Annotated in this window: 25 protein-coding genes; 10 read left to right on the top strand and 15 right to left on the bottom strand. The window is 39.2% G+C overall.

What is annotated here, in order from left to right; all coding sequences use genetic code 11:
• The first annotated feature begins 8 nt into the window (after window positions 1-8).
• Entirely contained in the window at window positions 9-1,235 is a 1,227-nt protein-coding gene (locus tag H5157_RS15375; RefSeq protein ID WP_039488805.1) for a NupC/NupG family nucleoside CNT transporter, read from the top strand.
• Between the two features lie 294 nt (window positions 1,236-1,529).
• Window positions 1,530-2,240 (top strand): ABC transporter substrate-binding protein, encoded by a 711-nt coding sequence (locus H5157_RS15370; RefSeq protein ID WP_182725018.1) that lies wholly within the window; start codon window positions 1,530-1,532, stop codon window positions 2,238-2,240.
• 2 nt (window positions 2,241-2,242) lie between these two features.
• On the opposite strand, the gene H5157_RS15365 is transcribed toward H5157_RS15370, so the two are convergent.
• The 13 genes from H5157_RS15365 to H5157_RS15305 form a co-directional block, all read right to left on the bottom strand.
• Entirely contained in the window at window positions 2,243-2,956 is a 714-nt protein-coding gene (locus H5157_RS15365) for a transporter substrate-binding domain-containing protein (protein WP_310736855.1), read from the bottom strand.
• A 151-nt stretch (window positions 2,957-3,107) separates the two neighbouring features.
• Window positions 3,108-3,317, bottom strand: a complete 210-nt coding sequence (locus H5157_RS15360) for a cold-shock protein (RefSeq protein ID WP_002959120.1) — start codon at window positions 3,315-3,317, stop codon at window positions 3,108-3,110.
• Window positions 3,318-3,557: 240 nt separating this feature from the next.
• Window positions 3,558-4,274: a hypothetical protein gene (locus tag H5157_RS15355; protein WP_182692991.1), complete on the bottom strand. Its 717-nt coding sequence runs from the start codon at window positions 4,272-4,274 to the stop codon at window positions 3,558-3,560.
• Window positions 4,271-5,011: a hypothetical protein gene (locus H5157_RS15350; protein WP_024595838.1), complete on the bottom strand. Its 741-nt coding sequence runs from the start codon at window positions 5,009-5,011 to the stop codon at window positions 4,271-4,273. Before H5157_RS15350 ends, H5157_RS15355 begins: the two co-directional genes overlap by 4 nt.
• On the bottom strand, window positions 4,998-5,351 hold the full coding sequence (locus H5157_RS15345) for a cupredoxin domain-containing protein (RefSeq protein ID WP_024595839.1): 354 nt from the start codon (window positions 5,349-5,351) through the stop codon (window positions 4,998-5,000). Before H5157_RS15345 ends, H5157_RS15350 begins: the two co-directional genes overlap by 14 nt.
• Window positions 5,344-6,657, bottom strand: coding sequence for an ATP-binding protein (locus H5157_RS15340; protein ID WP_182725017.1), 1,314 nt, complete (start codon window positions 6,655-6,657; stop codon window positions 5,344-5,346). Before H5157_RS15340 ends, H5157_RS15345 begins: the two co-directional genes overlap by 8 nt.
• 26 nt (window positions 6,658-6,683) lie before the next feature.
• Window positions 6,684-7,343, bottom strand: a complete 660-nt coding sequence (locus tag H5157_RS15335) for a response regulator transcription factor (RefSeq protein WP_182725016.1) — start codon at window positions 7,341-7,343, stop codon at window positions 6,684-6,686.
• 7 nt (window positions 7,344-7,350) lie between these two features.
• Window positions 7,351-7,998 (bottom strand): hypothetical protein, encoded by a 648-nt coding sequence (locus H5157_RS15330; protein ID WP_182715928.1) that lies wholly within the window; start codon window positions 7,996-7,998, stop codon window positions 7,351-7,353.
• Between the two features lie 21 nt (window positions 7,999-8,019).
• Entirely contained in the window at window positions 8,020-8,790 is a 771-nt protein-coding gene (locus H5157_RS15325) for an SDR family oxidoreductase (RefSeq protein WP_182725015.1), read from the bottom strand.
• A complete protein-coding gene (locus tag H5157_RS15320) occupies window positions 8,787-9,476 on the bottom strand; it encodes a TenA family transcriptional regulator (protein ID WP_182725014.1) in 690 nt (229 codons plus the stop codon). Before H5157_RS15320 ends, H5157_RS15325 begins: the two co-directional genes overlap by 4 nt.
• The gene (locus H5157_RS15315) at window positions 9,469-10,938 is read right to left on the bottom strand and encodes an AMP-binding protein (RefSeq protein WP_182725013.1); all 1,470 of its coding nucleotides are present in this window, start codon (window positions 10,936-10,938) and stop codon (window positions 9,469-9,471) included. Before H5157_RS15315 ends, H5157_RS15320 begins: the two co-directional genes overlap by 8 nt.
• Complete coding sequence (locus H5157_RS15310) at window positions 10,935-11,588, bottom strand: thermostable hemolysin (protein ID WP_002959142.1); 654 nt, start codon at window positions 11,586-11,588, stop codon at window positions 10,935-10,937. The genes H5157_RS15315 and H5157_RS15310 overlap by 4 nt, the downstream gene beginning before the upstream one ends.
• Window positions 11,589-11,740: 152 nt before the next feature.
• On the bottom strand, window positions 11,741-13,822 hold the full coding sequence (locus H5157_RS15305) for a TonB-dependent siderophore receptor (protein ID WP_182725012.1): 2,082 nt from the start codon (window positions 13,820-13,822) through the stop codon (window positions 11,741-11,743).
• 168 nt (window positions 13,823-13,990) lie between these two features.
• Between H5157_RS15305 and H5157_RS15300 the strand changes: the two genes are divergently transcribed.
• The 5 genes from H5157_RS15300 to H5157_RS15280 all read left to right on the top strand — a co-directional run bounded on the left by H5157_RS15300 (window position 13,991) and on the right by H5157_RS15280 (window position 18,225).
• On the top strand, window positions 13,991-14,614 hold the full coding sequence (locus H5157_RS15300; RefSeq protein WP_182725011.1) for a fused MFS/spermidine synthase: 624 nt from the start codon (window positions 13,991-13,993) through the stop codon (window positions 14,612-14,614).
• A complete protein-coding gene (locus H5157_RS15295; RefSeq protein WP_182725010.1) occupies window positions 14,607-15,491 on the top strand; it encodes a spermidine synthase in 885 nt (294 codons plus the stop codon). Before H5157_RS15300 ends, H5157_RS15295 begins: the two co-directional genes overlap by 8 nt.
• A gap of 133 nt (window positions 15,492-15,624) precedes the next feature.
• The gene (locus H5157_RS15290) at window positions 15,625-16,092 is read left to right on the top strand and encodes a MarR family transcriptional regulator (RefSeq protein ID WP_024595849.1); all 468 of its coding nucleotides are present in this window, start codon (window positions 15,625-15,627) and stop codon (window positions 16,090-16,092) included.
• An 8-nt stretch (window positions 16,093-16,100) separates the two neighbouring features.
• Window positions 16,101-17,165, top strand: coding sequence for an HlyD family secretion protein (locus H5157_RS15285; protein WP_165723799.1), 1,065 nt, complete (start codon window positions 16,101-16,103; stop codon window positions 17,163-17,165).
• A gap of 10 nt (window positions 17,166-17,175) precedes the next feature.
• Window positions 17,176-18,225 carry a DUF2955 domain-containing protein gene (locus tag H5157_RS15280; RefSeq protein WP_024595851.1) on the top strand — a complete coding sequence of 350 codons (1,050 nt, stop codon included), beginning with the start codon at window positions 17,176-17,178 and terminating at the stop codon, window positions 18,223-18,225.
• 113 nt (window positions 18,226-18,338) lie between these two features.
• Here H5157_RS15280 and H5157_RS15275 read toward each other — a convergent pair whose 3' ends face one another.
• Window positions 18,339-19,496: a benzoate/H(+) symporter BenE family transporter gene (locus tag H5157_RS15275; protein WP_165723811.1), complete on the bottom strand. Its 1,158-nt coding sequence runs from the start codon at window positions 19,494-19,496 to the stop codon at window positions 18,339-18,341.
• A gap of 378 nt (window positions 19,497-19,874) precedes the next feature.
• On the opposite strand from H5157_RS15275, the gene H5157_RS15270 reads away from it, so the two are divergent.
• A complete protein-coding gene (locus tag H5157_RS15270) occupies window positions 19,875-20,579 on the top strand; it encodes a hypothetical protein (RefSeq protein WP_024595853.1) in 705 nt (234 codons plus the stop codon).
• Window positions 20,580-20,699: 120 nt separating this feature from the next.
• Complete coding sequence (locus tag H5157_RS15265; RefSeq protein ID WP_002959157.1) at window positions 20,700-21,443, top strand: zinc-dependent metalloprotease family protein; 744 nt, start codon at window positions 20,700-20,702, stop codon at window positions 21,441-21,443.
• A 90-nt stretch (window positions 21,444-21,533) separates the two neighbouring features.
• On the opposite strand, the gene H5157_RS15260 is transcribed toward H5157_RS15265, so the two are convergent.
• Window positions 21,534-22,754, bottom strand: a complete 1,221-nt coding sequence (locus tag H5157_RS15260; RefSeq protein WP_182725009.1) for an alkaline phosphatase family protein — start codon at window positions 22,752-22,754, stop codon at window positions 21,534-21,536.
• A 162-nt stretch (window positions 22,755-22,916) separates the two neighbouring features.
• Here H5157_RS15260 and dgt point away from each other — a divergent pair, with 162 nt between their 5' ends.
• On the top strand, window positions 22,917-24,383 hold the full coding sequence (dgt, locus tag H5157_RS15255; RefSeq protein WP_182725008.1) for a dGTPase: 1,467 nt from the start codon (window positions 22,917-22,919) through the stop codon (window positions 24,381-24,383).
• The last annotated feature ends 25 nt before the right edge of the window (window positions 24,384-24,408 follow it).

The raw sequence follows: 24,408 nt of genomic DNA, 5'->3' as shown, positions 1-24,408 counted from the left end.
ACATTTGTATGACAACATTTATGAGCTTAGTGGGCATGTGTGTGCTACTAAGCATTGCCTTTGCGGCATCAACTAATCGCAAGGCAATTAATTTAAGAACCGTTGGTATAGCATTTGCGATGCAAGTTGTTATTGGCGGTTTTGTCCTGTTTTTTGAAGCAGGAAAAAATGTGTTAACGAGCATGTCAGCAGCCGTATCGTCGGTTATTGGTTATGCAAACGACGGTATTGGGTTTTTGTTTGGCCCACTTGCCTCACAAGACACATTAGGTTTTATTTTTGCGATTCAAGTTTTGCCCGTTATCGTGTTTTTCTCAGCACTTGTTGCTGTGTTGTATCACCTTGGCATTATGGATTGGATAATTAGGATTTTAGGCGGCGGTTTACAAAAATTATTGAAAACCTCTCGCACAGAATCGCTTTCAGCGACAGCAAATATTTTTGTTGGCCAAACTGAAGCACCGCTAATAGTTAAGCCATTTATAGCAACAATGACTAAATCGGAATTGTTTGCAGTGATGGTAGGTGGCTTAGCCACTGTGGCAGGCTCTGTAATGGCCGGTTACGTTATTATTGGCGTAGATCTTAAGTATTTAATAGCAGCGAGCTTTATGGCTGCTCCAGGTGGTTTTTTAATGGCCAAGATGATTGTGCCAGAAACTGAAACGCCTAAAGATAACTTAGCTGATTTAGATTTAGATGACGAAGATAAGCCTGTAAATGTAATTGATGCAGCTGCATCAGGTGCAGCAAACGGTATGCATTTAGCACTTAATGTAGGTGCAATGTTACTTGCTTTTGTAGCGCTAATTGCACTACTAAACGGTTTATTAGGTGGTATTGGTGGGTGGTTTGATTACCCAACATTAACGCTTCAAGAAATATTAGGTTATGTATTTGCTCCTGTTGCATGGTTACTAGGTGTGCCATGGGATGAAGCAATTATAGCCGGCAGCTTTATTGGTCAAAAGATAGTAGTGAACGAGTTTGTTGCTTACTTAGACTTTATAAATTATCGCGATACGTTAAGCGCGCACACACAAGCAATTGTTACTTTTGCTCTATGTGGCTTTGCTAACTTATCATCGATAGCCATTTTACTAGGTGGGTTAGGCGGTATGGCGCCTAGTCGGCGGAAGGATATCGCACGCTTAGGGCTCAGAGCAGTGTTAGCAGGATCTATGGCTAACCTTATGAGCGCAGCAATTGCTGGGTTTTTCCTCTCGCTAGCTTAGAAACTTATTGAGATGAACACCGGTGTTGCAAAACAAGAGGATAGCGCTTTAAGGGGTTAAAGCTCTATCTGACTTGAACGATACTTCACCAAGGGCCGCAAGGCCCTTTTATCGTTTTAGGCCTTCCACATTTATACACTCCCCCACCTTTAAGCTATTTAACCTTATTTATGGTTATATATAACTCAAATAAACCAATATCTTAGTAACAAAGTCACATAAATATTTTTTGTGTTTTTCGTATTTTCAGCCACACTTATATTACTTAAGCTAACCGACTAACGATCCGCTATTGTGAAATATATTCTTTATTCTCTTTTTTTAATTTGCTCTGTGTATGTTCAAGCAAAAGAACCCATCCTTGTTGTTACAGAGTTAGCACCGCCAAACCAGGTGTTGATTGATGGTGAGGTAGCAGGTGAAGGTACTCAATTTATTAGAGATATATTTGCTGAGGCTGATCTAACACCTAACATTCAAATGTACCCTTGGGCACGTGCTTATAAAATTGCAGATGAGCTTAAAAATACCTTTATATACAGCCTTGCACGCACTGTAGAGCGAGAAGACAAATTTTATTGGATAGGACCTGTCGGACGTTTTGAACTAGGCTTTATTGGCCTATCAGAGCGAGATGATCTTATTATAAACACTACTGAACAAGCCAAAGTGTACAAAATTGCTATGCAGCGCAATGATTTTTCAACACAAACCCTCGCAAAACTGGGGTTTGAAGTTGTTTTAACCTCTGATATTCAAAAGTCATACTCTTTACTACTCGCTAAAAAAGTAGATTTAATTGTAGACGATCCTTTATATATGCAGCAGATGAGTGATTATCTAAAGCTCAAACCAGCACACTTAAAGTTTATTTATAAAATAGATGAGCTAACAATTGATGCTTATTTAGCTGCGAATAAAAAAGCAGATATGCATTTAATAGAATCACTGCAAGCTGCATTTTTAAAAATAAAGCAAAAGAAAGGGCTGCCTTACTGGTACTAACATTAGCGCTTATAACGTTTTTTATAAGCCGAAAAGTTATCCTTCTTTTTAAGCTTTTCAAACTCCCTATTAAAACGCTCTACAATGTAATTGGGTACTGATTTATTAAACGCGATGTAGTTACCTGCTATCTCAGGTAATGGTAATTCCTGCAGCCTAACGACATCGTCTTCACTATACCCAAAAGGCGAAAGTTGATAACCAATGGTGTATTCAGAGCCTAAAATCAAATCTATTTTACTATTTAAAAACAAGTGCATATATTGCTTTTCATCACCTATGGACAAAAGGTTTTTACCTGCTTCAAACCCTACTTTTTTAATTATGGATTCGTAAATATCCCCTCTTACGATAGCAAGTGAAAACTGCTTTGCTTCATTTAAGCTATTCATTTTTAACTGAGTATTTTTTTTAAGTTTATAAAAAAATGTTTCACTGGATGCCAAAGGCCCTACCCAATTAAAAATAGGCGTTCTTTGAGATGTTTTAGCGATAGAGATAATACCTGAATGCTTATCTTTTTGGGCTAGGCTGTAAGCACGTTTCCAAGGAAGTATTTTAAATTCACAGGTAATGTCTGACGCAATGCATACATCTTTTACAATATCGAGATTTATGCCAACAAGTTGACCCGCTTTGTTTTCAAAATTGTATGGCGAAAAGTGCTCAGTGTAGACCGTGAGCTTGAAACCTTCAGCCTGTGCGTAATGACTGATAAATATAAAAACAAGTATAAGGAAGGATTTAATGATAACGATACCTACTGATGAACTTACATTAATAATAGGTGCAGCTTAGGTTGAGTCAAATTTCAGACACAAAAAAAGCGCCTTAAGCGCTTTTTTTCATTTTACTTAAAAAGTAAAATTATACAGCTGTGATGTTATCAGCTTGTGGACCTTTTTGACCTTGTGAAAGAGTGAACTCTACACGTTGGCCTTCAGCTAAAGTTTTGAAACCTTCGCTTTTGATTGCTGAGAAATGTGCGAAAACGTCTGGGCCATTTTCTTGCTCGATGAAACCAAAACCTTTAGACTCGTTGAACCACTTAACTGTACCTGATACGATGTTAGACATTGTAATATCCTGATATAAAATAAAAAATATGCTCATAAGAGCGGGTGTAGCAAAAAATGAGATGGTACTTTAAAAACTTCAGGACGGTACTACAAGTATTACTTATACAACATCGAAATGGAGATTTATAGCTTACATGCTTTCTTTCTAGCTGCAGCCCACTATATAGATTTTTTAAAATATGTCAAGTACCTATCTATAATCAGAGTGATAAACAACCAAAACCGCTTTCCTTGGTTATTAAAATTCAAATTCTAATGCGAGCCTAAAACTATGATTTTTTTCTGATTGGCTTATCTCAGTGATAAAACCCGCTTCCCATTTTAACTGCTTTTGTCCATCAAAACGCTGCAAACCTATAAACCCAGGCCCTATGCCAACAAAGTCTTCTCCTACGTACACCTCAATAGATGGCTGAAAAGCAGAACGATAGCGATAGCGATATTGCGCTCTAAACTCGCTTTCCCATTCATTTTGAATATCCTGCCCCCACTCGTACACTAAAAAGGCATTCATAGTTAAGCTTGTTTTGCCAAACTCTTTTTCGATCACAAAACCCGAAGTTGCTTCATACACATCTTCATTATGTTTTTTTTCAAGCTCAAATAATGCCCCCCAATCAGCCCATAATTTACCTTGCTCAATTAATTGCCAGCGTAGTTCAAGCTCATAAGCTTCTAAACCAAAGTCGCCGTTGTCATCTCGCTCACCAACTAAATAACCTTCTAGTGCCATTGTATCGTTAATAGCACCGCCACCACCCAAACGCTGCGCTAGTATGTTGCCACTATCTGTTTGGTGCGACACTAACCGCCATTCAAACTCTCGCTCAAAAGGTAAAACATAGGGGTGATATACCTTATCAACAACAATTCCATCGGCCTTTGCTGGGATTGAAAGTACCAACAAACAAAAAACGGTAAAGCTAAGCGCTAAATATAGGTTGAGTGCTTTCATACACGTTCCTTAGATATTGAAGCCGAAATAACATAACAAAGTGATAAAAATATCACGCTACTAGTACTATATATAAGTACACTCATTAGATCAGGGGTAGCCTCGTAACCAACAAGAGCACGCAGTACGCGCCCGAGCTCAGAGTTTTCGCTTAATACATCGCGTAAATCCCACACGGTTGCGGTGTTGGTAATTAAGTCTATTTGGCTTGCCAAATCCAGTGCAACTAATAACTTAGCCGCGCTGTTAAAAGCAAGCAAAGTAAAAAGCGGATACATACCAAAGCGGTGCTTAATTGCATTCATTAAAAAGTACAGCAATACGCTAAAACTTAAACAAATTCCAACACCTAATAAAGTGCCAATAAATAAGCTTTGCCCTGCATCATTACTTTGCCAAAAACTGGTGAGGTAAATAATATAGTGGCTTAAATACAATGTTATTGTGCTTATAACAGCAATATAAAAAGCCGCTGATTTTTGTTTTATTGCAAATACTAATACGGCTATAAATATAGTAATACATAGCCCTATTTGTGAGTACTCTAGCCCTTGGTGTTCAAACCACTGGCTCACCCACGAAGCACTTTGCATGTACAAAAACGACATGAGCGCGCCAATTAATAAAGCAGATCCTATTTTTAAAGCGCTTTGTTTTTTAACCACTTGTAGTAGCACTAATAAAATAGCCACAGGTAGCAATTGATTAAGGCTCATGACTAAACTAGTTATTAGCATGCTGCGCCTCCTCATCACTAACTATTACAACGCCCCTTGCTGTATTGGGCGAAAACTCACCAAAAAATTCGTAATACCCTTTACTAAGCGGTCCTATATAAATAATGCTTTTACGGTTTGGGTAGAGTACTTTTTCTCTGTTTAGATCAAAGCTATCAAACTCTTCTGGTGTGCTATCTTGGTTTTCTATCAATAGCTTTACTTTTTTATTCGCGGGAATGGTAATTTGTGAGGGATAGAACAAGTGATCTTTCAAAACAATAAGGTACTCTTTACTCGCCGCGTTAAACGACAAAAATAGCAAACAACAAAGGCACTGATTAAATAAACGTTTAGTCACTTTTTACTCCTGTAAAAGTAACCTTAACGGTTAGCCCACCTAAAGGGCTATTCGCTAAATGAATAGTTGCGCCATAAATAGCAATTATATGTTGAACAATCGCCATACCTAAACCAGCACCTTGCTCGCCTGATGGATGCTGATCGCCACCTACGCGATAAAAACGATTGAATATTCGCTCTTTTTGCTCATCAGTCATACCCGCACCAGAATCATCAATTTGCCAACTAAAGCCGTTATTACTTGATACTAATTTAATTATAATTTGACCATTATTGGGTGTGTATTTTATGGCATTGCTAAGTAAATTAGCGATAAGCGTGGTTAATGTAAACTCATCACCATTAATTACAAAATCATCGCCTTCAAGACTAATGGTTTGGTTTTTTTCATCTATTTTGTCGTATTGCTCCGATACGACTTGCTGAGTAATCGTTAGCAATGATTGTTCGCTAAATTGCCTCTGCCATTGTTCAGGCTGAGTGCGTCCTAAAATTAGCATTTGCTCAACAATATTACTTAAGCGATTAATGCCTTGCGACATAGCTTGTAATTCTTGATGGTCTTGCAGATTACTTTGTTTATTAGCCAAATTATGTACATTAATTTTTAAACTACTAAGCGGGGTACGTAATTCGTGAGCTGCATCTGAGGCAAAAAAGCGCTCCCGTAAGTAGGCAGTTTCTACGCGTTTAAATAAGTCGTTTAAACGATTAATAACCGGTTTAATTTCCTCGTCGGTTACTTGCCAGTTAATTGGCGTAAAGTCGTTCGCTTGGCGAGACGCCAACTGCTTAGATAATCGGGTAAGAGGGACTAATGCGTATTTAACAAAAAAGCTAATAAAAATAGCAAGCAGAGGGACTGCCCAAAGCATAGGTAACATTGCAGATAAAATAACGGTTTCAGCTAATTCAAAACGCTTTGCCATAGGTTCAGCAACGATGACTTTACGGGTGTTTTTACTCATCACAAATACCCGCATACGCTGCCCTGCTACATTGGCCGTTTGAAAGCCCTCGCTAAAACTAATTTGGTTATTCGTTAAACTCGATGAGCCACTAAGTAAATTATTATTTTGCCAAATTTGATACAACAACTGAGCGCTATTATTACTTACTTGTACTGCATCTGTGCTTAGTGCCAATGGTTGCTCAATTAAAACGTCAGCCACTATTTTAAGTTCATCATCAAGCAAACTTTCACCGTGGTGCATACTTTTTTGATAGCCTTTTACTAATGCTAAAAAGCAAGTTAGCACCATCATTGAAAGTAAAATTAAGGTCAGACGTTTACGAATAGACATTTTCAACCTCGAAAAACAAATACACTCTAACGCTTACCAACCACGTAGCCAATGCCACGTAAGGTTTTAATAAAATCACTAGGGAATTTTTTACGAAGATGATGAATATGCACCTCTATGGCATTAGAGCCGACTTCTTCACCCCATTGGTAAAGTTTGTTTTCGAGTTGTTGTTTTGACTGTACCCTTCCCTGATTTTCCATTAGCGCTTTTAAAAGCATGTATTCTTTTCGAGGTAGTGTAAGTGACTGCCCACTTAGTTTAACTGTATGAGCAGAAGTATCCATTACTACATCACCACAGCGCAATAAGCTTGATTGCGTTTGGTTAATGCGCCGGCTTGCTACACGTAAACGGGCAAATAGCTCAGCGGGGTCAAACGGCTTTGAAAGGTAATCGTCTGCTCCCATATCGAGCCCTTGGACTTTGTCGTCAATACTGCCGCGAGCAGTTAAAATAACCACCGGTATTACTTTTTTTTGCGCTTTAATATGCTTTAAAACTTGCGAGCCGTCGCCATCAGGCAATCCTAAATCGAGAATAACAAGCTCAATCTCACCACTAGAAAGGCACTCTAAGGCGTGCTTTACTGTGCCACTGTGCTCTACGCTGTAGCTCTCTTGGCGCAAAGAGCGAATAAGCCCTTGCGCCACTAAATGATCGTCCTCAACGAGTAATAAATGCATTATCTGTTTATCTTTTTAATTTTTTATCTACTTTTGCCAATAGCTGACTTATTGCTTGTTGACGATATTTATCTGCTTTTGCCCGAGTATCACGAATCCCAGCAGCTTGTGCTACAAGTAGTCGTGCTTTAGCTTGTTTATAATCGCCTTCATCATACAAGTATTCACCGTATAAGTAATTAGTATCAATGCCTTCGAGATTAAAAGCGAGCGCTTGTTTAAATAATTTTTCAGCTTTGTCGTCATCACCAAAACCAATTGGCCAGCCAGGTACTTTGCTATAAAGCGTTGCAAGGCTTGCGTAAGCTGAGCCATTGAGTGCAGTGCCATCAATCGAGAGTGCATTTTCGAGTGACGCTTTTGCTTCTTTAGCTAAACCAAGTGCGCCCAAGCCCCCTTTTGCGCCAGCAAAACTAGCTAACACAATGCCATTCCAAATATGTGTTTGCGCCGAGCTTGGATAGTTTTTAACAAATAATGCGCTTTGCTCACTTAGTTGCGTAAACGCGTCTATTTGCGCATCGCCTTCAAGTTCGTAATTAGCAATTGCCCACTTTTGTTGAATATCGGTTAAGTCTTGCGCTTCATCTGCGTTTACTGCAGTTGCAAATACAGAGGTTAGTATTAAATAAAATGCGAGTGTAAATTTATACATAATTTTGCCCTTGTGTGTTTGTTAACTTAAAAAACGTTTAATTTTAGGAAGTTGCTTTGCAATAGCGTTATCAACAACGCTTGGGAATACGCCATTTATGCGTGCAAATAATTTTTCAGGAAAACCAATAAAGCGCCTTGTTTGGTTTGAACTTATAAGTGCTAATAACTCTTGAGCAACTAATTCTGGCGAGTCCATTTTATTACCGAGCTCTTTATTCATTGCCCTCGCTTTACTGCTATTAATAGATGTATCTGTTGCTCTTGGTGCTAAATAGGTCACTTTAACGCCTGAACCATTCAACTCACGCGAGAGCGCTTCTGTAAAGCCACGTAAACCAAATTTACTGGCGCAATAAAGCGTTTGAAACGGGTAGCCAATACTGCCAAACGATGATCCCACGTTAACAATGGTGCCTTTGGTATACGCTAACTGCCCTAAAAATAGCTGGCATAATTTAATAGGCACCGACAAATTAGTAACGAGTATATTATCTATTTGCTCATTACTTGTGTGCTCAAGGCTTTGCATCGTATTTATACCTGCGTTATTAATAAGTAATTTAACGCCGCCGAGTTGCTTGGCTTTTATTGCTAGGTTAATACGTGCTGTATCGTCGGTTAAATCGCCCGTAAATATTTCACTGTCTGGGCATGCACGGCTCAGTTTTTCAAGGGCTTGGGTATTTCGCCCTACAAGCAGTAACTTCCACCCTTTTGCATATAGGGCTTTAGCAATCGCTTGCCCTATTCCGCCTGTTGCACCAGTGAGCACACACAAAGAACTACTCATGCCAATTTGCCTTGTGCACGTGCTTTAAAAAATGGTTCGTCATCGAGTCCACGAAATATATCGCCGTATAAACGATAAAAGCACTTTGCACCATGAAGTATGGCTTGCTGATCCGCCTCGTCTGTTATTTGGTTCATTAGGTTTTCAAAAAACTTTACATGCTCTATATCAAGCGCGCCGTGAGAGGTTAAATAACTAAATGCTTTTTTAGGTAAGCCCACAGCATTTGCAATGTTTGAAGCCGCGCCATCAGCAAGCGCTATAGAAGTGCCTTCAAGCACATGCACCATGCCAAAAAAGCTCAACGGATTTTTACGTGCAATGGAGTCGTACGCATACGACACCATCATTTCGGTAGCAAATTGCGGCTGACTACTCCGTACTGTTTCTTTGTTAAAACCACAGGCTGCAATGTCATTAAGTACCCACTCTTGATGACCAATCTCTTCTTCAATATATTCTGCTACGGCTTCGCGCAGCCATTCTTGATCGTCGGTTAATCGCGCACCAACCGACATCATTAATGGCACGGTGTGCTTAACATGGTGATACGCTTGTGCTAAAAACGAGGCGTATTCTTCAAGTGATGCTTCGCCTTTAAAAACACGCTGGATAATCGGCGCTGCAAGCAGGTAGTTTTGCTCTTGTTTAGTTTGCTCTTTAAGGGTGTTAAAAAAATCACTCATTAATTACTTCTCCAAGTCGGTAAAATTGCTCAAACACAGCATGGTACTGCTTACTTATGGCATCTCGTTTTGGGCGATTATTTGTTGTTAATAATCCTTGTTGCACACTTAATGGGGCAGCTAAACGATGCCACTTTTGAATTCGAGCATAGTCGGGTAGTTGTTTATTAATCTCGCTAATGTACTGCGCTAACACTGGGTTACTTAGCTTTGTATCGGCGTAAATAATGGCACTGAGAAAAGGTCGCCCCTCACCAAACACAACGGCTTGTAAAATACCGCTTTGACTGAGTAATAGTGATTCAGGCCACTCGGCACTGATGTTACGACCCATGCTGGTAATAATTAGGTTTTTTAATCGGCCTTTAATAAATAAAGTATTTTGATGCTGCTCGACTAGATCGCCGGTTGCATACCACTGGTTTTTATTGTGAGGTTGATGGTTTAAGTAACCTAAAAACAAATCGCCTTTTATAAAAAGCTGGTCATTTTCAATTTTGGTTTGAATATGAGGTAACACAGAGCCGGCACTGTGGATGTTATCGTTTGTGGGTGTATTTAAACTAACTACAGATGCCGCCTCAGACAGCCCATAGCCTTGGTATACCGGTAAATTTAAGCTACGCGCTTTGGTTAATAGCATTTCGCTGACAAGCGCACCACCTACTGCAATAAACTGTAACGAACTAGGCGGTTGCCACCCATCTTCTGCAAAAGTAACTAAGCATGCTAATAGTTCAGGCACTAAAATAAGCGTATTTGGCTTAACTTTATCAATAGCAGCTATAAGCTGTGCGGGCTGTTTTAATGCAGTACCAACAAAGCCTAATTCATTTAACGGCATTAAATGCACTGTACCGCCACTTTTTAAAGGGGCATAAACACCGGCTATATTTTCAAGCAATACAGCAAGCGGCAATAAACATAAATGCACAGGCTTTTTAATATTAATTTTATCGCACAGAGATTGAGCTACCTGCATTTGGCTATTTGCAGATAAACACACGCCTTTTGGTTGTCCAGTCGACCCTGATGTAAACGTTACTTTTTGAGTTTCTGGAAAATAGCTGACGGGTTTAGCTACAACGATTTCGTAAATATATAATGTGTAACACTCAAATAAATTGATTGATGCGGTCGGCTCCCCAAATAAAGGGTTTAGCGTGTCGCTCATAAATACATTAGCGCCGCATTGCGCTAGTACATATTGAGTTTGTTGTTCACTAAAAAAGTGAGCAATTGGCACAGCCACTTTATTAGAAACCGCAGTAGCGGCATCAATAACAAGCCAAGCTGGCGTATTATCGAGCTTATAAGCAACACATTTGCCGTTAAAGCTATATAGTATTTTTACTACTTTTTGTATTTGCTGGTTAAACTCATCACCGTTAATTTCAAGTGTTTGCTCTTTATTATGGGCAATAATTAATGGCGATATTGCATGGGTATTATAGTAATTCATACATTCACCAACGCATTTACCAAAGAATTGATATTTGAGTGATTTTGCTGCATCAAACTATAAAGCATTGGGGTATTTAATACTTGTTGGTGAGCTTGCTCTAAACTCACAACGCATACGGTAGGCTGATTAGCGTAGTAACTTCCCCAACTTAGCGGATGCTCAACAACAAAACTGTTTGCCACAGCAATTTCAGTGCAGTTAACGCCTAATAAGCGCAGCAGTGCACGTACTTTTTTAGTGGCGCAAAATACTAAATGTTTTGCTCCTACACTTTGCAGGGCTTCATTAACAACAATAAAATGCCCAAGCGTTGCTTTGCGATGTGTAGAGCATAGATTGCCAAGCTCAAATACTTTATTACGCTGTGTGTTCTCAGGTAAAAAATGCTCAATGGGCTGTGCTAAGTATTGCTCTATAAATAGAGGAGCTGTTGCTTGCCTTAAACCCAATGTGCATTGCCCTTCGTTTGTCGTGTATTGACAAAGTAATGGCATAAAAGAGGTAAGCGTGGCGTTGTAAGCGACTAAAAACCCTTCTTTAACTGTGTTTTCTAACGCACTTCTATGCTCATCATTAACGCGAGCACTAACAAAGCGTGAGTTATTTTGAATATAAACGGGTGATGAAGGTAGGTGTGCTAATTGCATAAACATCGCTCATATAAAGTGTATGTTTGTAACTTAGCGAGCGAAACTTAAAGAAAACTTAAGAAACCTTAATTTAAATAAAAAAGCGCCTTAATTATTAAATTAAGACGCTTCAGGATGAAAACCGTTTAAAAGCTTAATAAGCTAAGCTATTAAAAATTATAAGCTATCGACATTTTAAATTGCGTAGGCGCCCCCGGATAAACCCACAAAGCGTTGTAACTACTTTGAGCGTAGTCTTCATTAAAAATGTTATTAATGCTCACATTTAGCTCTGTTTTATCTGTTAAATTTAATTGACCAAACAGGCCGACCAATTGGTAACTTGGTAGTCTAAAGCTCAAATCTGCGACATCACCTAGGCGGCTGCTGGTATATTGGTAACTTGCACCAAATTCAAGCTCTTTACCCATTAATGCTGTTTGATGGCTAAGTGTAAGGTTTAGATTGTTTTTTGGTACATTTACCAGTGGGCTGCCTTTTTCTATTGGCACGCCCCAATCGGCATTAATAATGTCGTTTGCTGTGGTGGCATCTATATAGGCGTACGATAAGTTAAATGCTGTTGCATCGGTAATATAGGTATTTAAATCAAGCTCAAACCCTTTGCTATCAGCTTTACCAATGGGAGCCGAAAAACCAACGTTTACTGGATCTGCCACTAACATATTACTTTTAGAAGCATCAAAAAGTGCCACAGTACCGTTTACACCTAGGTATTCAAACTTAGCACCAACTTCAAACGAGTCGCTGTACTCAAAGCCAAACGGGTCGGCGTTTGCATCAGTACCGCTCAGTGGTAAAAAGCCTTCAGAGTAACTGCTGTAAAAGGTTATTGTATTATTTAGTTCGTACACTACGCCAACGCGTGGGCTTATTTGGCTCTCAGAACTGGTTGAAAATACACCGCTGTTGGTTTCTAAAATATCTTGGTCTACGCTATCAAATCTAAGGCCAAGTAAAAGTTTAAACTTATCAGTGATATCCATTTGATCTTGAATGTAAATACCGTAAGCGTTTTGCTCTTCATCATTTTCATAAAGTAGCGAAACAGCAGGACGTTCACCAGAATAATCAGGCTCAAAAATATCAATAGTATAAGTGCCATTACCGCCACGATAACGAGAAAGCGCCGTGTGCAAATCGTATTTATATGCATCAATACCTATTAATAAATGATGCGAAATGCCGGCTGTATCTAAACTTCCACTAACTTCAAACTTTACACTTAAATCTTCTACTTCGTAGTCGCGATAGCGCTGCTGGCGGGTAAGTGTGCGGCCATCGTCAAATAACGATTGGCGTGACGGTGCAAGTTCTGCATCTGACGAAAAACCCGTTAAGCTAGAGTCTCGATAATTTGCACCTACAACGAGTGACCATTCGTCGTTAATATCGTGGTTAAGCGTAATTTGGTGGCCTCGAGAGTAAACCTGCGTGTCTCCATCGTTTGGGTTACCTAAATAGCGCGAGCTTGGTACGGTGTCAAAATCGTTATCGAGTACGACAACACCACGGTCGAATAGCTGAGCTAAATCTACGTATTCAAACTCATAAGTTACACTGGTCGATGCGTTTATTTGATGATATATAGACGGCGTAATCACCTTTTTATTGGTGTATACCTCATCGCGGTAGCTGTCACTATCTTGCCATGCGCCATTTATTCTAAACGCGGTAGTATCGTTAATGCCGCTGGTGTAATCGCCTTCAACGCGATTAAAACTGTCGCTGCCTAAGCTTAGTTTTAGCTCACCTTGTGAATCAAACTGTGGCTTTTTAGTTACAATATTTACAGTCCCGCCTGGCTCTGATCGCCCATAAAGTGCTGAACCTGGGCCTTTTAGTACTTCAATGTAATCAATGTTAGATACATCACGCGGGCCGCTAAAACCACGCCCACCGCTAAAGCCATTAACTAAATAGCCCGATGGCATGTTTTCGTTACCCGAAAGGCCACGAATAGAAAAGCTATCCCACAATGCACCGCTATTGTTTTTACGTGAAATACTAGCTGAAAAATCAAGCGCATCTTGTAGTTGAGTAATTCCTTTTTTATTAAGCTCAGCACTATTAATACTAACTATAGATTGTGGCATTTGCTTTTGAGGAATATCACCGCGATAAGCTTGTTTATAAGTGACAGATATTTTTTCGATTTCTTCTTTTTGATCTTGGGCAATACTGGGCGCACTAATTCCTAGGCAGGCTAAATAAATTAAAGAGTACTTCATGTGATTGATTAACTAAGCAAGTGTTATAGTATAACAAAATTGTAGCATGTGTTACTTTATAACAAAACTTCTTTTTAAAAAATCACTGAGCGATTAATTAATGCACTAGCGACTGCCGTGTCATCACGTTAGTATAGTGTTCTACTTAAGTTACATAACGATAATTACATGAGCATAAAAACAAACGCGTTAATTTACTTTTTAGCTTTTTGCAGCGGTTTTTGCATTATGGGGATTGAACTTTTAGGAGGGAGAATTCTCGCCCCTTTTTTTGGTAGTAGCGTACATATTTGGGGCAGTATAATTACAGTATTTATGCTTAGTTTATCTTTTGGGTATTTACTTGGCGGTAAACTCAGCACTAAAAATGCATCACTTACCAAATATGGTTTAATATTTTTAATAGCCAGTATTATGGTGGTGCCTATTACATTATTTTCGCAGCCAATAATGGAATTTATATTTACCCATATTGAAGATAGCCGCTACGGCTCACTCTTAGCGTCAACCGCTTTATTTTTTATACCTACCGTTATTTTAGGCATGATCTCGCCCTACTCTGTGCGCTTACTAGTAACCGATAGAGATAAAAGCGGCCAAGTGGCTGGGCGTTTATACTTTGTAAGTACGCTTGGTAGTGCACTGGGTACTATAATTACCTCGTTTTACTTTGTACTCGCGTTTGACGTAAATACTATTATTAGCGCCTTTGCTCTAACGCTTGGGTCACTGGGTTTAGTCGCGATTGTAATTAATACCTTGGCTAATAATAAGGAGCTTGCTCATGCTTAAATATTTACTACTGCCGTTAATTGCATTTTCGGGTTTTGCGTGCAGTAAAGTTATCCACGAAGAGCGCTCGCTTTATCGCAATATTATTGTTGAAGAAACGAGCGACTTACGTTGCCTTAAATTTAATACTAAAAGTAGCCAAACAAGCCAAAGCTGTATGTATAAAAACAATCCCGACAAACTTGTTTTTAATTACACTAAACTTACTTTTGCGAGCCTTTTAGTAGCCGATAATCCTAAAAATGTACTTATTATAGGATTAGGAGGCGGTACGCTTTCTAACGTTATTCATGAGCTATACCCCACTGCAAAAATTCATAATGTTGAAATAGACCCCGCAGTAACTAAAGTTGCACGCGATTACTTTAACTTTATAGAAAACGATTTAGTGACATCAAGCGTGCAAGATGGCCGTATTTTTATAAAACGTGCCGCAATTAAAAAACAAAAGTACGATTGGATTATTTTGGATGCATTTAACGGCGACTATATTCCGGAGCATTTGCTTACTAAAGAGTTTTTTGAAGAAGTACAAAGCGTATTAGCCGAAGGCGGCGTTATAGCTGCAAATACGTTTTCAAGTAGTAAACTTTATGAACATGAGTCGGCAACTTACCACGCTGTATTTGGCGACTTTATAAATGTAAGTCGCGAAAATCGTAGTAATCGTATTATTTTAGCGGGACTTAAATCAATGCCGAGCGAAGCGAAAATTGACACACGTGTAAATGCTCTCGCCCCTAAATTAGTAAAATACGGTATAGACATAAAAGCAATTAGCCAATTTATGCAATTTACTAAAAACGACCAAGATTGGCCCGCAGATACAAAAGTACTTACCGATCAATACTCCCCAGCTAATTTACTTAACTTTTAAACTCCTGCTAAACCTCACCATTTCTACAAGTGAGGTTTAGCAGATATTTTACCATTTCCCGCACTTACACATATTTACTTAGCAAGCTAAGTAATGATAAAATAGTTAGCTTGCTAACTATGTTGGGATGGCTATGCCTACACACAAACCTTTTCACGAAACACTCGATTTAACTGTTATCGGTAATATGGGCCGAGTTCATCGCTTATGCCGCGAAGCGGTAACCATTGCAGTTGAGCCTTTAGGGCTTACTCAATCGCGCTGGACTGCACTAATGCATATTAGTATGCGTGGTGAGGGACTAACACAACTTGAGCTTGCTAATAGCTTAGGGATAGAAATGCCTTCATTGACTCGTACGCTTAAGCAATTAGAGGAGCAATCGTTAATTGTTCGCCGTGTAGACAAACATGATAAGCGCAGTAAAAGACTCTATTTTACTGAGCAAAGTGATGCCATTTTACATTCATTGCAAGAGACTATTTCCGATATAAAAAATCAGTTATACAGCGGTTTATCTGTTGAGCAACTAGATGCGATTGCATTTGGTTTGATCAAAATAGAGCAAAACGCCCTTAAATGTATTCAAGTTAATAAGTAAGGCTAAAAATGACACCGGATCAAAAGTTTGCACGCTATGTAAGGTTTTCTCTCATAGGGTTTATCTTAGTATTTATTTACTATTTAGTGGCCGATATGGTTTTGCCTGTGACACCACAAGCACGTGTTTATCACCCTGTTGTGCAAATATCACCGCAAATTAGTGGCCGAGTCACTAGTGTGCAAGTTAGTAATAACCAATCAGTTAAAGCAGGCGATATATTATTTAGTATTGATGAAGGCCCATATAATTTAGCTAAAGAACAAGCTCAACTCGCCCTTGATGATGCCAAATTACAAAATAAACGCCTTGATACCAATGTTAAAGCGCTTGAGGCACAAATAAGTGCTGCAAACGCTAAACAGCATGAGCAAAAACTATTAAAAAGCAGAGGCGAAAAGCTCTATAAGCAAAAGTCTATATCGGAGCAAGAACTTGAAAGCATTCGTGCTAATTTTGAAGCGAGTAAAGCAAATGTTGCAGCCCTTGAAGCGCAGTTAGCTGAAGCGGTTTTAGCTAGAGGTGACTCAGGGAACAAAAACTTAGCCATGCGCCACGCTGCTAACCAGTTAGCGCAAGCTGAGCTAAATTTATCCTACACAAAAGTGCGCGCATTAAGTGACGGCGTAGTTGCTAACTTACAATTATTAAACGGCGCATACGCAGTTGCAGGCAGCCCGTTATTAGCTATTGTTGCTAAAAAGGCAGATTTAGTTGCCGACTTTAGAGAAAAGTCACTCACAAATATGAAGCAAGGCACCCAAGCGCGCGTAGTATTTGATAGCCGTCCAGGTGAAGTTTACGACGCAATACTTGAAACATTTGAAGCAGGCGTTAGCAGTGGTCAACTTAGTGCTAATGGTTTACTAAGTACAACAGAAACCAGTAATCGTTGGGTGCGTGATGCACAGCGTCAACGCATTCACTTAAAGCTCATTAATCATCAAGACTTAATAGCAAACATGCCTAGTGGCTCACGTGCAACAGTACAATTATTACCAGAATCAACAATTGGGCAATGGTTTGGCTCTGCACAAATCAGGTTTATTAGCTGGTTACACTACATTTATTAATGGAGGCTTTATGACTCAAATTGTTAGCCAAGGCCCACAATTAGACTCCAATGGCCTTCGCCAAGCACTGCGCATTGCAGGTGGGTGTACCCTTGGCTTTACTATTAGTGAATTAATGAACTGGCCCAATGGTATATTTTTTACCGTTTATCCTATGTTGATATTGGGCATGGTACCTACGTTAAGTCGTGGGCTTATAAATCAATTTATAGCATCTGCTGCATTTAGCGCACTTATAGTGCTGATAATGCAGGGATTATTTTCTCACTTACCAGTCGTTATGACATTGTTAGTGTTTGGTGTTTTCTGCTTTTTATTTCATAAAATGAGTAGCGGTAGTGCCTTTTTATTTGGCGCTTTAGGCGTGATCAGTCTTTCTATTCAGCTGCATTTTTCCAGCTATGTTGATCAAGGAAGCAGTATTTATCCATTAATTTTAACTAATGGTTTGGCTATATTTTTAACCGTTATTATTGGAGCATTAATGCATGGCCTATTTCCTGATGTAACCGCAAGGCCCGGGCGAGTAATGCCAGCTAAAGCAAAAGAAAGTATTCGCCATGAGGTATTGTTATGCTCAACCGTGGCTACGCTCTCTTTTGTTGTTTTTCAGGTTCTTGATTTACAAGACTCAATATCTGCGCAGGCAGCTTCTGTGCTTATTTTATTTTCGTTGTGCTGGAAAGCCGCAGGTATGGCCGGTTGGCAGCGAGCAATTGGAACGCTTATAGGCTGTAATGCAGCGTTACTATCGCAACTATTTTTGTATAGTCACTCTGATTTTTTACTTTTTCCGATGGCTATTTTATGGATACTTTCGTTTGTTTTTGCGCGCTTTCATATTTTAGGCGGAGGCATACCTGGCATTGGTTTTGGTGTATTGACTACATTTGGTATTTTGTTTGGAAATTCACTCGGGCCAGGCCAAGATCTTGTTTATAGTGCAATGTACCGGTTTAGTTCGGTATCTGTGGCTATAATCTTAAGCTTATGTGTTGTGTATGTTATGCACCATATACTTAATCGGTTTAGCGTAACTCGCCATCATACTTATGATTAGGTAAACCCTGTTTGTAAAACTAAAGGCTGCAATTGCAGCCTTTTTAATAAGCTTGGTTAAACTATTTTAATCATCTATATGAGCAATAATTTCGCTTTACATATTCACAGTTTTTAGTCTTTCCTGGTGATAATAAGCGTTAGCACACCCGCTATAATCCCCCAAAAAGCAGACCCCACTGAAAGTAATGTTAAGTTAGATGCAGTTACTAAAAAAGTGACTATTGCGGCCTCAGTATATTCAGTACTACTAAGGGCTTGCTGCAAACTATTAGCAATGGTGCCAAATAGCGCAATGCCCGCCAAAGCTAAAATAAGTGCCTGGGGTAAACTTGCTACCAAGCCAACTAATGTAGCTGCGCACAACGCCATTAAAATATAAAATACGCCAGACGCTATACTCGCCCAATAACGTTTATCATGATTTTTATCCGCTTCATCACTCATACAAATAGCTGCGGTAATCGCGGCTAAATTAATAGAGTAGGCTCCAAAAGGAGCGCTAAGCATATTTACAAAGCCAGTAACATTAAGAGATGCAGATATAGGCGCTTTATATTTATGTGCTTTTAAAACCGCAATACCCGGTAAATTTTGCGAAGTCATGGTAACTATGTAAAGTGGTAAACCTATGCTAATGCATGCTTGTAAGTTAAAAACGGGTTCAATATAAGCAAATTCGCTCATTTTCCAGTGCAGCGCGCTGGTATCAATATGGCCCATTTGCCAAGCGAGTAATACGCCTATAATAAGCACGCTTAACATAGCAAAGCGGGCAAAAAAGCGTTTACCAATAAAGTACATAACGACCATTAAACCAATTACTAAAGGCATGTCGTTCATAAAATTAAACACATCGATACCAAAGGTAACAAGCACGCCGGCCAACATGGCGCATGCAAGCTCACTTGGAATACGGTTCATTATTTTTTCAAACCAGCCCGTAACCCCCGACAAAAACACGAGCAATGCACTGAGCATAAACGCGCCAATAGCCTCATTTAAGTTATACCCTTGGGCACTTGAAATAAGTAATGCAGCTCCCGTGGTAGACCACGCAATTAAAACAGGTACTTTGTAATAGTACGATAAACCAATTGACGTTGTGCCCATCACTAAACCGAGCATTAAAATCCAACTAGCTACTAAATCGGGCGTACCACCAAGGGTTATCACTACCTGATAAATTAATGCAATAGAACTCGAAAAACCAATAATTACAGCCACAAGTCCTGCTGTAATTCGGTTAAGCAACTGATCAGACACCTTCATAAATTCCTCGTAATGCATTTATGCAGCTCACAACATACGTGCCCAATAATTACATTGCAATTAGCGATTGGTTTACAAAAGGTGAAATAAATTCACTTTTTATTTTTCATTGTAATTAACGTCAAAAAGTCACTTTTAACCATTGTATTTAACTAAACAAACAAGTACCTGTAACTGCGCCAAAGCCCGCGTGAACACTACTAAAAACCAATACTAAAAAGAGCAAAAAACACACCAAAAATAAATATCCTTATATTTTATAAGGAATTATAAAATTAAGAAATAATTCTTTTCGGTTACATTTATTATCTTGATCTAATCCATTTAATAATATAAAACGTAACAAATAGTTAACCAAAAATACTAAAAGAGAAACAAATGAAGAGTTCTGTCGTCTTACTAATTGCTATACCATTATCGGCATTTGCAGTTTATGGGCTATTTTTTAATGCAGATGAAACGGGCGAACCTATCGCGCCTGTTGCTATTGATTTTGTTCCTATTGATTTACAAAAAACGCGCAATACGCATCCCCCTGCACCTATTGATATGAGTAAAGATCCAATTACTGTTAAACCCATTGCTGCCCCTGACAACAACTTACCGTTTGAAGAATTTGATGCCGTAAATCGCCTATCAGACAAAGCAAAGCAAGTGCTTATAAATGCAAAAGTTTTACCGACTGACTTACATAACGAGGCCTATATTGAGTTTGATTTAAATTCTTTACAGGCGTTAGAAACTGGCGAAAACTTTGATTTAGCTATTCCGCAAACAGCCGAAACATTCACCGCAGAAGTGACTAATGTGGTTGAGTCTGAAAATGGCGATAAGAGCATATTTGGTAAAATAGTGGGTGTTGACGGCCGCATGCATAATACCGTTTTAACGGTAGGTAAAGATGCCGTATATGGCCAATTTACTGCACCTTCTGGCAACTATGTATTCGAAAGTAAAGGTAAGTACGGATGGATTGCAGCAAAACGCGATTTATATAAAAGCCACATAGAGCATGAAGTAACCGCACCAAAGCCCAAATCAGATAAAAGCATCGATATATTTGCACCAAAAATTGATGGCTAACCAAAAAGTATAAAAAGCAATTAAAGCCGCACTATAAGGCAGCTTTAGTGTGTCTGCTTTTTATGATCTCAACCAAGTTAAAAACAGTTCCAACCACAACAAGAGTAAGGAAATACAATAATGAAAAAAGTAATCACAACAACCGCACTGGCTGCGGCATTATGTGCAGCAAGTGTTGCGCAAGCAGAAACAATCGATATCGGTATTTTATATACCGACCAATCAGCTGCTGCAACTAGCAATATTGACACTAAAATAAATCAACTAATTGCTTTTAGTAATCAGGTATATAGCCAAAATGGCGTTGATATAACACTACGCTTAGCTGGCAAACAAAACTTAGGTGACTACGCAGTAACGCCGTCTGAGGATTGGTTAGATTCGGTTACAAATAGCAGCTACGTAGATGGTTTACGCAGCGATTGGAAAGCCGACATGATCGCCGTATTAGGTACTGGCCAAAGTGCTGGCAATGGGCTTATTTCATGTGGTTTAGCGTGGGTTGGCCAAGGCACTAATGGCAATCTATATAGCTCAATGAGCAGCCGTATGTACTCAATCACTGCAATTGATTGTGGTGCAACTACATTTGTACACGAACTTGGTCATAACCAAGGTTTAGCGCATTCACGCAAACAAGGTGACACATCTGGCGGTGTATATGTAGATGGCATGGGTCATGGCGTACAAAATGAGTTTGCAAGTATTATGGCTTACCCGCACGTTTACGGTAGCGCAACTCAGTACGATTACTTCTCTAACCCTAACTGGAGCGTAAATGGTATTGCTTTTGGTATTACAAACCAAGCGTATGCAATTCGCACGGTTACTGCTACAAAAACAAGTATTGCTAACTTTAAATAAGTAGCGCATTAAAAAGTGGGCTAAATAGCCCACTTTAAAGTTTTAACATGTTCTTCCCTGCAGAGCGCTTACGCGCTCTTATAGATTAAGCTAATGCACAACCACTTTTTGCTTAATTGCCGGCATTAATGTTTTACCATTGCCATCTACTTTGTTTAACAATTTAAGCCCCATCACTTTTGCAAGTACTGGGTAAATATCAAGGTTACTCACTTCTTTAAGGCTTATACCTTGTTTAAATGCAGGGCCTACAGCAATAAATGATGCAGCCATATCCTCGGTATATGCATAACCGTGAGTCCCTAAATAGGTTGGTTTTTTACCATTGGAAAATACCGCTGGCGCTGTAGTTTGCACCACAATATCGCCTACACGGGTGCCTTTATTGTAATGGTACGCTGCTAACTGCTCGTCAGTTAATACTGTATAACGACCGTTTGCTGCTTTTTGTAAACGAGCTTTATAGCCGGCTATATCAGCATTTATTGCATCGGGTTGAGTGTATATGAGTAAACGTGGACCGGTGTTTTTAACTAAAAAGTTTTCATCTTGAGGCAGTGTGGTTACATCAATGCTTTTATCTGGATCTATACTCGCCATACCATGATCCGAGACAATAACTAAGTTTACCTCTTGCTCTAATTTACTTAAGCGAGTTTGTAATTGCCCCATTAATTCATCAAGCTGTTTAACTGCATCTCGCGTTTGTGGTGCGTCTGGTCCAAACTCATGGCCCATGCTATCAACTAGCGAAAAGTAACTCGCAATAAAACGCGGGCGCTGTGCTTTTGGTAAACTTAACCACTGAATAATTTGATCAACACGGCTTTGGTAATCGCTGTATTTAGAATAGTGATAAAAGTAATCTGGTGTCATGCCGTTAAATAATGCATCTGACTCAGGCCAAAAATAAGTAGCCGATTTAAGTCCCTGCATTTTTGCTAAATTCCAAAGCGGAATCCCCTTCACCCAAGTGCTATCGCCCAATGCTTTGCCCATGCTGTAACAGTCGTTTTTACGCGCTTTATCACAAAAGCTATTATCAACAATGCCATGGTTTACCGGCAGTAAGCCCGTAATAATAGAAATATGGTTAGGAAACGTTTTAGTTGGATAAACAGGTATTAGTTTTTGTGCGCGAACACCGCGCTCGGCCATTGCTTTTAAATTTGGCGCGCCGTGTTTTTCAATATAATCCCAACGCAGGCCATCAATTGATACAAGCACCACAGTTTGCTCTTTTGCAGCAAATGCGCTGTTCATTCCTAACATTAGGCAAATTGATACTGCCTTTAAAATCCACCGTTTCATTATAAACACCTATAAATGCACAACAATTACTCAAAAAATTATTTTAAAGCAAGTTGTTACTTTATGATACAAACTGATAGATTAAACCCTGTATATTAAAGACAAATGACTATGTGCTAAAAACTATGCCAGTCATCAATTGTAAAAAGGATAAGTATAAAGATGACCATAGATTTTAGTAAAAAAATAACGCCAGCACGAATGTATCGCACAACCTCTAACTTACAAATGGCGCTAGAAAGCGACCGTGGCCGTATTATTAACAGTGCCGCTATTCGCAGGCTGCAGCAAAAAACACAAGTGTTTCCGCTTGAGCGCAACGCAGCTGTTCGTTCGCGCTTAACTCACTCGCTTGAGGTACAACAGGTTGGTCGTTTTATAGTGCAACGTATTTTTGCAAATTTAAGCTACCAACAACAAAAAGATTACGGCTTAACCGACCTAGAACGCCCCCTAGAAAGCTTAGTAGAAATGGCCTGCCTAATGCACGATATAGGCAACCCACCGTTTGGACATTTTGGCGAAGCTGCAATAAACCACTGGTTTAATAACAACCTAGCAAGTGTAACACCCGAGCGCTGCAAAGGGCCCAATACCGGTATAGGTGTTGTTTTTAAACACCTTGCGCTTGATATTTGTAACTTTGAAGGCAACGCTCAAGGCATACGTATAATTCATTCGTTGCAAACGCTTAATTTAACTTACAGCCAAAGTGCTGGTATTTTAAAATACACTCGCCCTGCTGGGCTTGATGTAAAAGACATACCCCAAAATAAAAACTACTTAATGAAAAAAGTGGGTTACTACTACAGCGAAAAAAACTTTGTTGAAGCGCTACAAAAAGAGCTCACTATTGAGCCTTACTGCCGCCATCCTGCAAGTTACATAATGGAAGCCGCCGACGACATTTCGTATTGCCTAGCCGATATAGAGGATGCTGTTGAAAAAGGGATCATAAGCACCGAATTCTTATGTACACAGCTTAAAAGTCATTATAAAAAGGCACTCATAAACCTAACAATAGACGACACAGAGCACCAAACTTTTGTAGATAAAGCAGTTGACTACGCACATGAACGCGCCAAAGCACAACCGTATAATTTTAACAGCGAATTTTTTATATACCTGCGCGTAGCACTTTTACATCCGCTAGTTGGACATGCTGCAAAACGCTTTATTGAGAACATAGAACCTATTTATCATGGCGATTTTAACCAAGCACTTTTAGAAGATAGAAGTCATCTACACGCTGTAACCAAAATGCTAAAGCAAGTTGCACTTGAGCATGTTTTTTCAAATAAAGAAGTCGAAAAATTAGAGCTGCAAGGTTATAGAATAATTAATGGTTTGCTCGATTGCTATAAACCATTACTGCTACTAAACAAGGATGACTTTAAGCGTGCACTAAATGGCGATTCACGTTTATTAATAGAGTCGCGACTTGTTAAAAAGCTCTCTAAAAAGCACTTAAATAGTTACCAACACGCAATAGATGCGATGCAAGAAGAGCCTGATCACTTTGCAGCGTATGAATTTTATTATCGCTGTAGATTAATTCAAGATTATATAAGCGGTATGACCGACCAATTTGCTTACGATGAATACCGCAGCCTTATGGTTATTGATTAGTCGTATTACTCTGGATAATTTTCAA

The sequence above is a fragment of the Pseudoalteromonas sp. SG43-3 genome (assembly GCF_014164385.1).
Classification (GTDB): Bacteria; Pseudomonadota; Gammaproteobacteria; order Enterobacterales; family Alteromonadaceae; genus Pseudoalteromonas; species Pseudoalteromonas distincta.
Note: the sequence above shows the minus strand (reverse complement) of the source record. Positions and strands in the feature narration are given on the sequence as shown.

What these genes read in the sequence shown, in the direction of transcription:
- H5157_RS15375 (WP_039488805.1), top strand. Translation starts at nt 9, where the DNA reads ATGACAACATTTATGAGCTTAGTGGGCATGTGTGTGCTACTAAGCATT.
- H5157_RS15360 (WP_002959120.1), bottom strand. Translation starts at nt 3,317, where the DNA reads ATGTCTAACATCGTATCAGGTACAGTTAAGTGGTTCAACGAGTCTAAA.
- H5157_RS15355 (WP_182692991.1), bottom strand. Translation starts at nt 4,274, where the DNA reads ATGAAAGCACTCAACCTATATTTAGCGCTTAGCTTTACCGTTTTTTGT.
- H5157_RS15350 (WP_024595838.1), bottom strand. Translation starts at nt 5,011, where the DNA reads ATGCTAATAACTAGTTTAGTCATGAGCCTTAATCAATTGCTACCTGTG.
- H5157_RS15340 (WP_182725017.1), bottom strand. Translation starts at nt 6,657, where the DNA reads ATGTCTATTCGTAAACGTCTGACCTTAATTTTACTTTCAATGATGGTG.
- H5157_RS15335 (WP_182725016.1), bottom strand. Translation starts at nt 7,343, where the DNA reads ATGCATTTATTACTCGTTGAGGACGATCATTTAGTGGCGCAAGGGCTT.
- H5157_RS15330 (WP_182715928.1), bottom strand. Translation starts at nt 7,998, where the DNA reads ATGTATAAATTTACACTCGCATTTTATTTAATACTAACCTCTGTATTT.
- H5157_RS15325 (WP_182725015.1), bottom strand. Translation starts at nt 8,790, where the DNA reads ATGAGTAGTTCTTTGTGTGTGCTCACTGGTGCAACAGGCGGAATAGGG.
- H5157_RS15320 (WP_182725014.1), bottom strand. Translation starts at nt 9,476, where the DNA reads ATGAGTGATTTTTTTAACACCCTTAAAGAGCAAACTAAACAAGAGCAA.
- H5157_RS15315 (WP_182725013.1), bottom strand. Translation starts at nt 10,938, where the DNA reads ATGAATTACTATAATACCCATGCAATATCGCCATTAATTATTGCCCAT.
- H5157_RS15310 (WP_002959142.1), bottom strand. Translation starts at nt 11,588, where the DNA reads ATGCAATTAGCACACCTACCTTCATCACCCGTTTATATTCAAAATAAC.
- H5157_RS15305 (WP_182725012.1), bottom strand. Translation starts at nt 13,822, where the DNA reads ATGAAGTACTCTTTAATTTATTTAGCCTGCCTAGGAATTAGTGCGCCC.
- H5157_RS15300 (WP_182725011.1), top strand. Translation starts at nt 13,991, where the DNA reads ATGAGCATAAAAACAAACGCGTTAATTTACTTTTTAGCTTTTTGCAGC.
- H5157_RS15295 (WP_182725010.1), top strand. Translation starts at nt 14,607, where the DNA reads ATGCTTAAATATTTACTACTGCCGTTAATTGCATTTTCGGGTTTTGCG.
- H5157_RS15290 (WP_024595849.1), top strand. Translation starts at nt 15,625, where the DNA reads ATGCCTACACACAAACCTTTTCACGAAACACTCGATTTAACTGTTATC.
- H5157_RS15285 (WP_165723799.1), top strand. Translation starts at nt 16,101, where the DNA reads ATGACACCGGATCAAAAGTTTGCACGCTATGTAAGGTTTTCTCTCATA.
- H5157_RS15280 (WP_024595851.1), top strand. Translation starts at nt 17,176, where the DNA reads ATGACTCAAATTGTTAGCCAAGGCCCACAATTAGACTCCAATGGCCTT.
- H5157_RS15275 (WP_165723811.1), bottom strand. Translation starts at nt 19,496, where the DNA reads ATGAAGGTGTCTGATCAGTTGCTTAACCGAATTACAGCAGGACTTGTG.
- H5157_RS15270 (WP_024595853.1), top strand. Translation starts at nt 19,875, where the DNA reads ATGAAGAGTTCTGTCGTCTTACTAATTGCTATACCATTATCGGCATTT.
- H5157_RS15265 (WP_002959157.1), top strand. Translation starts at nt 20,700, where the DNA reads ATGAAAAAAGTAATCACAACAACCGCACTGGCTGCGGCATTATGTGCA.
- H5157_RS15260 (WP_182725009.1), bottom strand. Translation starts at nt 22,754, where the DNA reads ATGAAACGGTGGATTTTAAAGGCAGTATCAATTTGCCTAATGTTAGGA.
- dgt (WP_182725008.1), top strand. Translation starts at nt 22,917, where the DNA reads ATGACCATAGATTTTAGTAAAAAAATAACGCCAGCACGAATGTATCGC.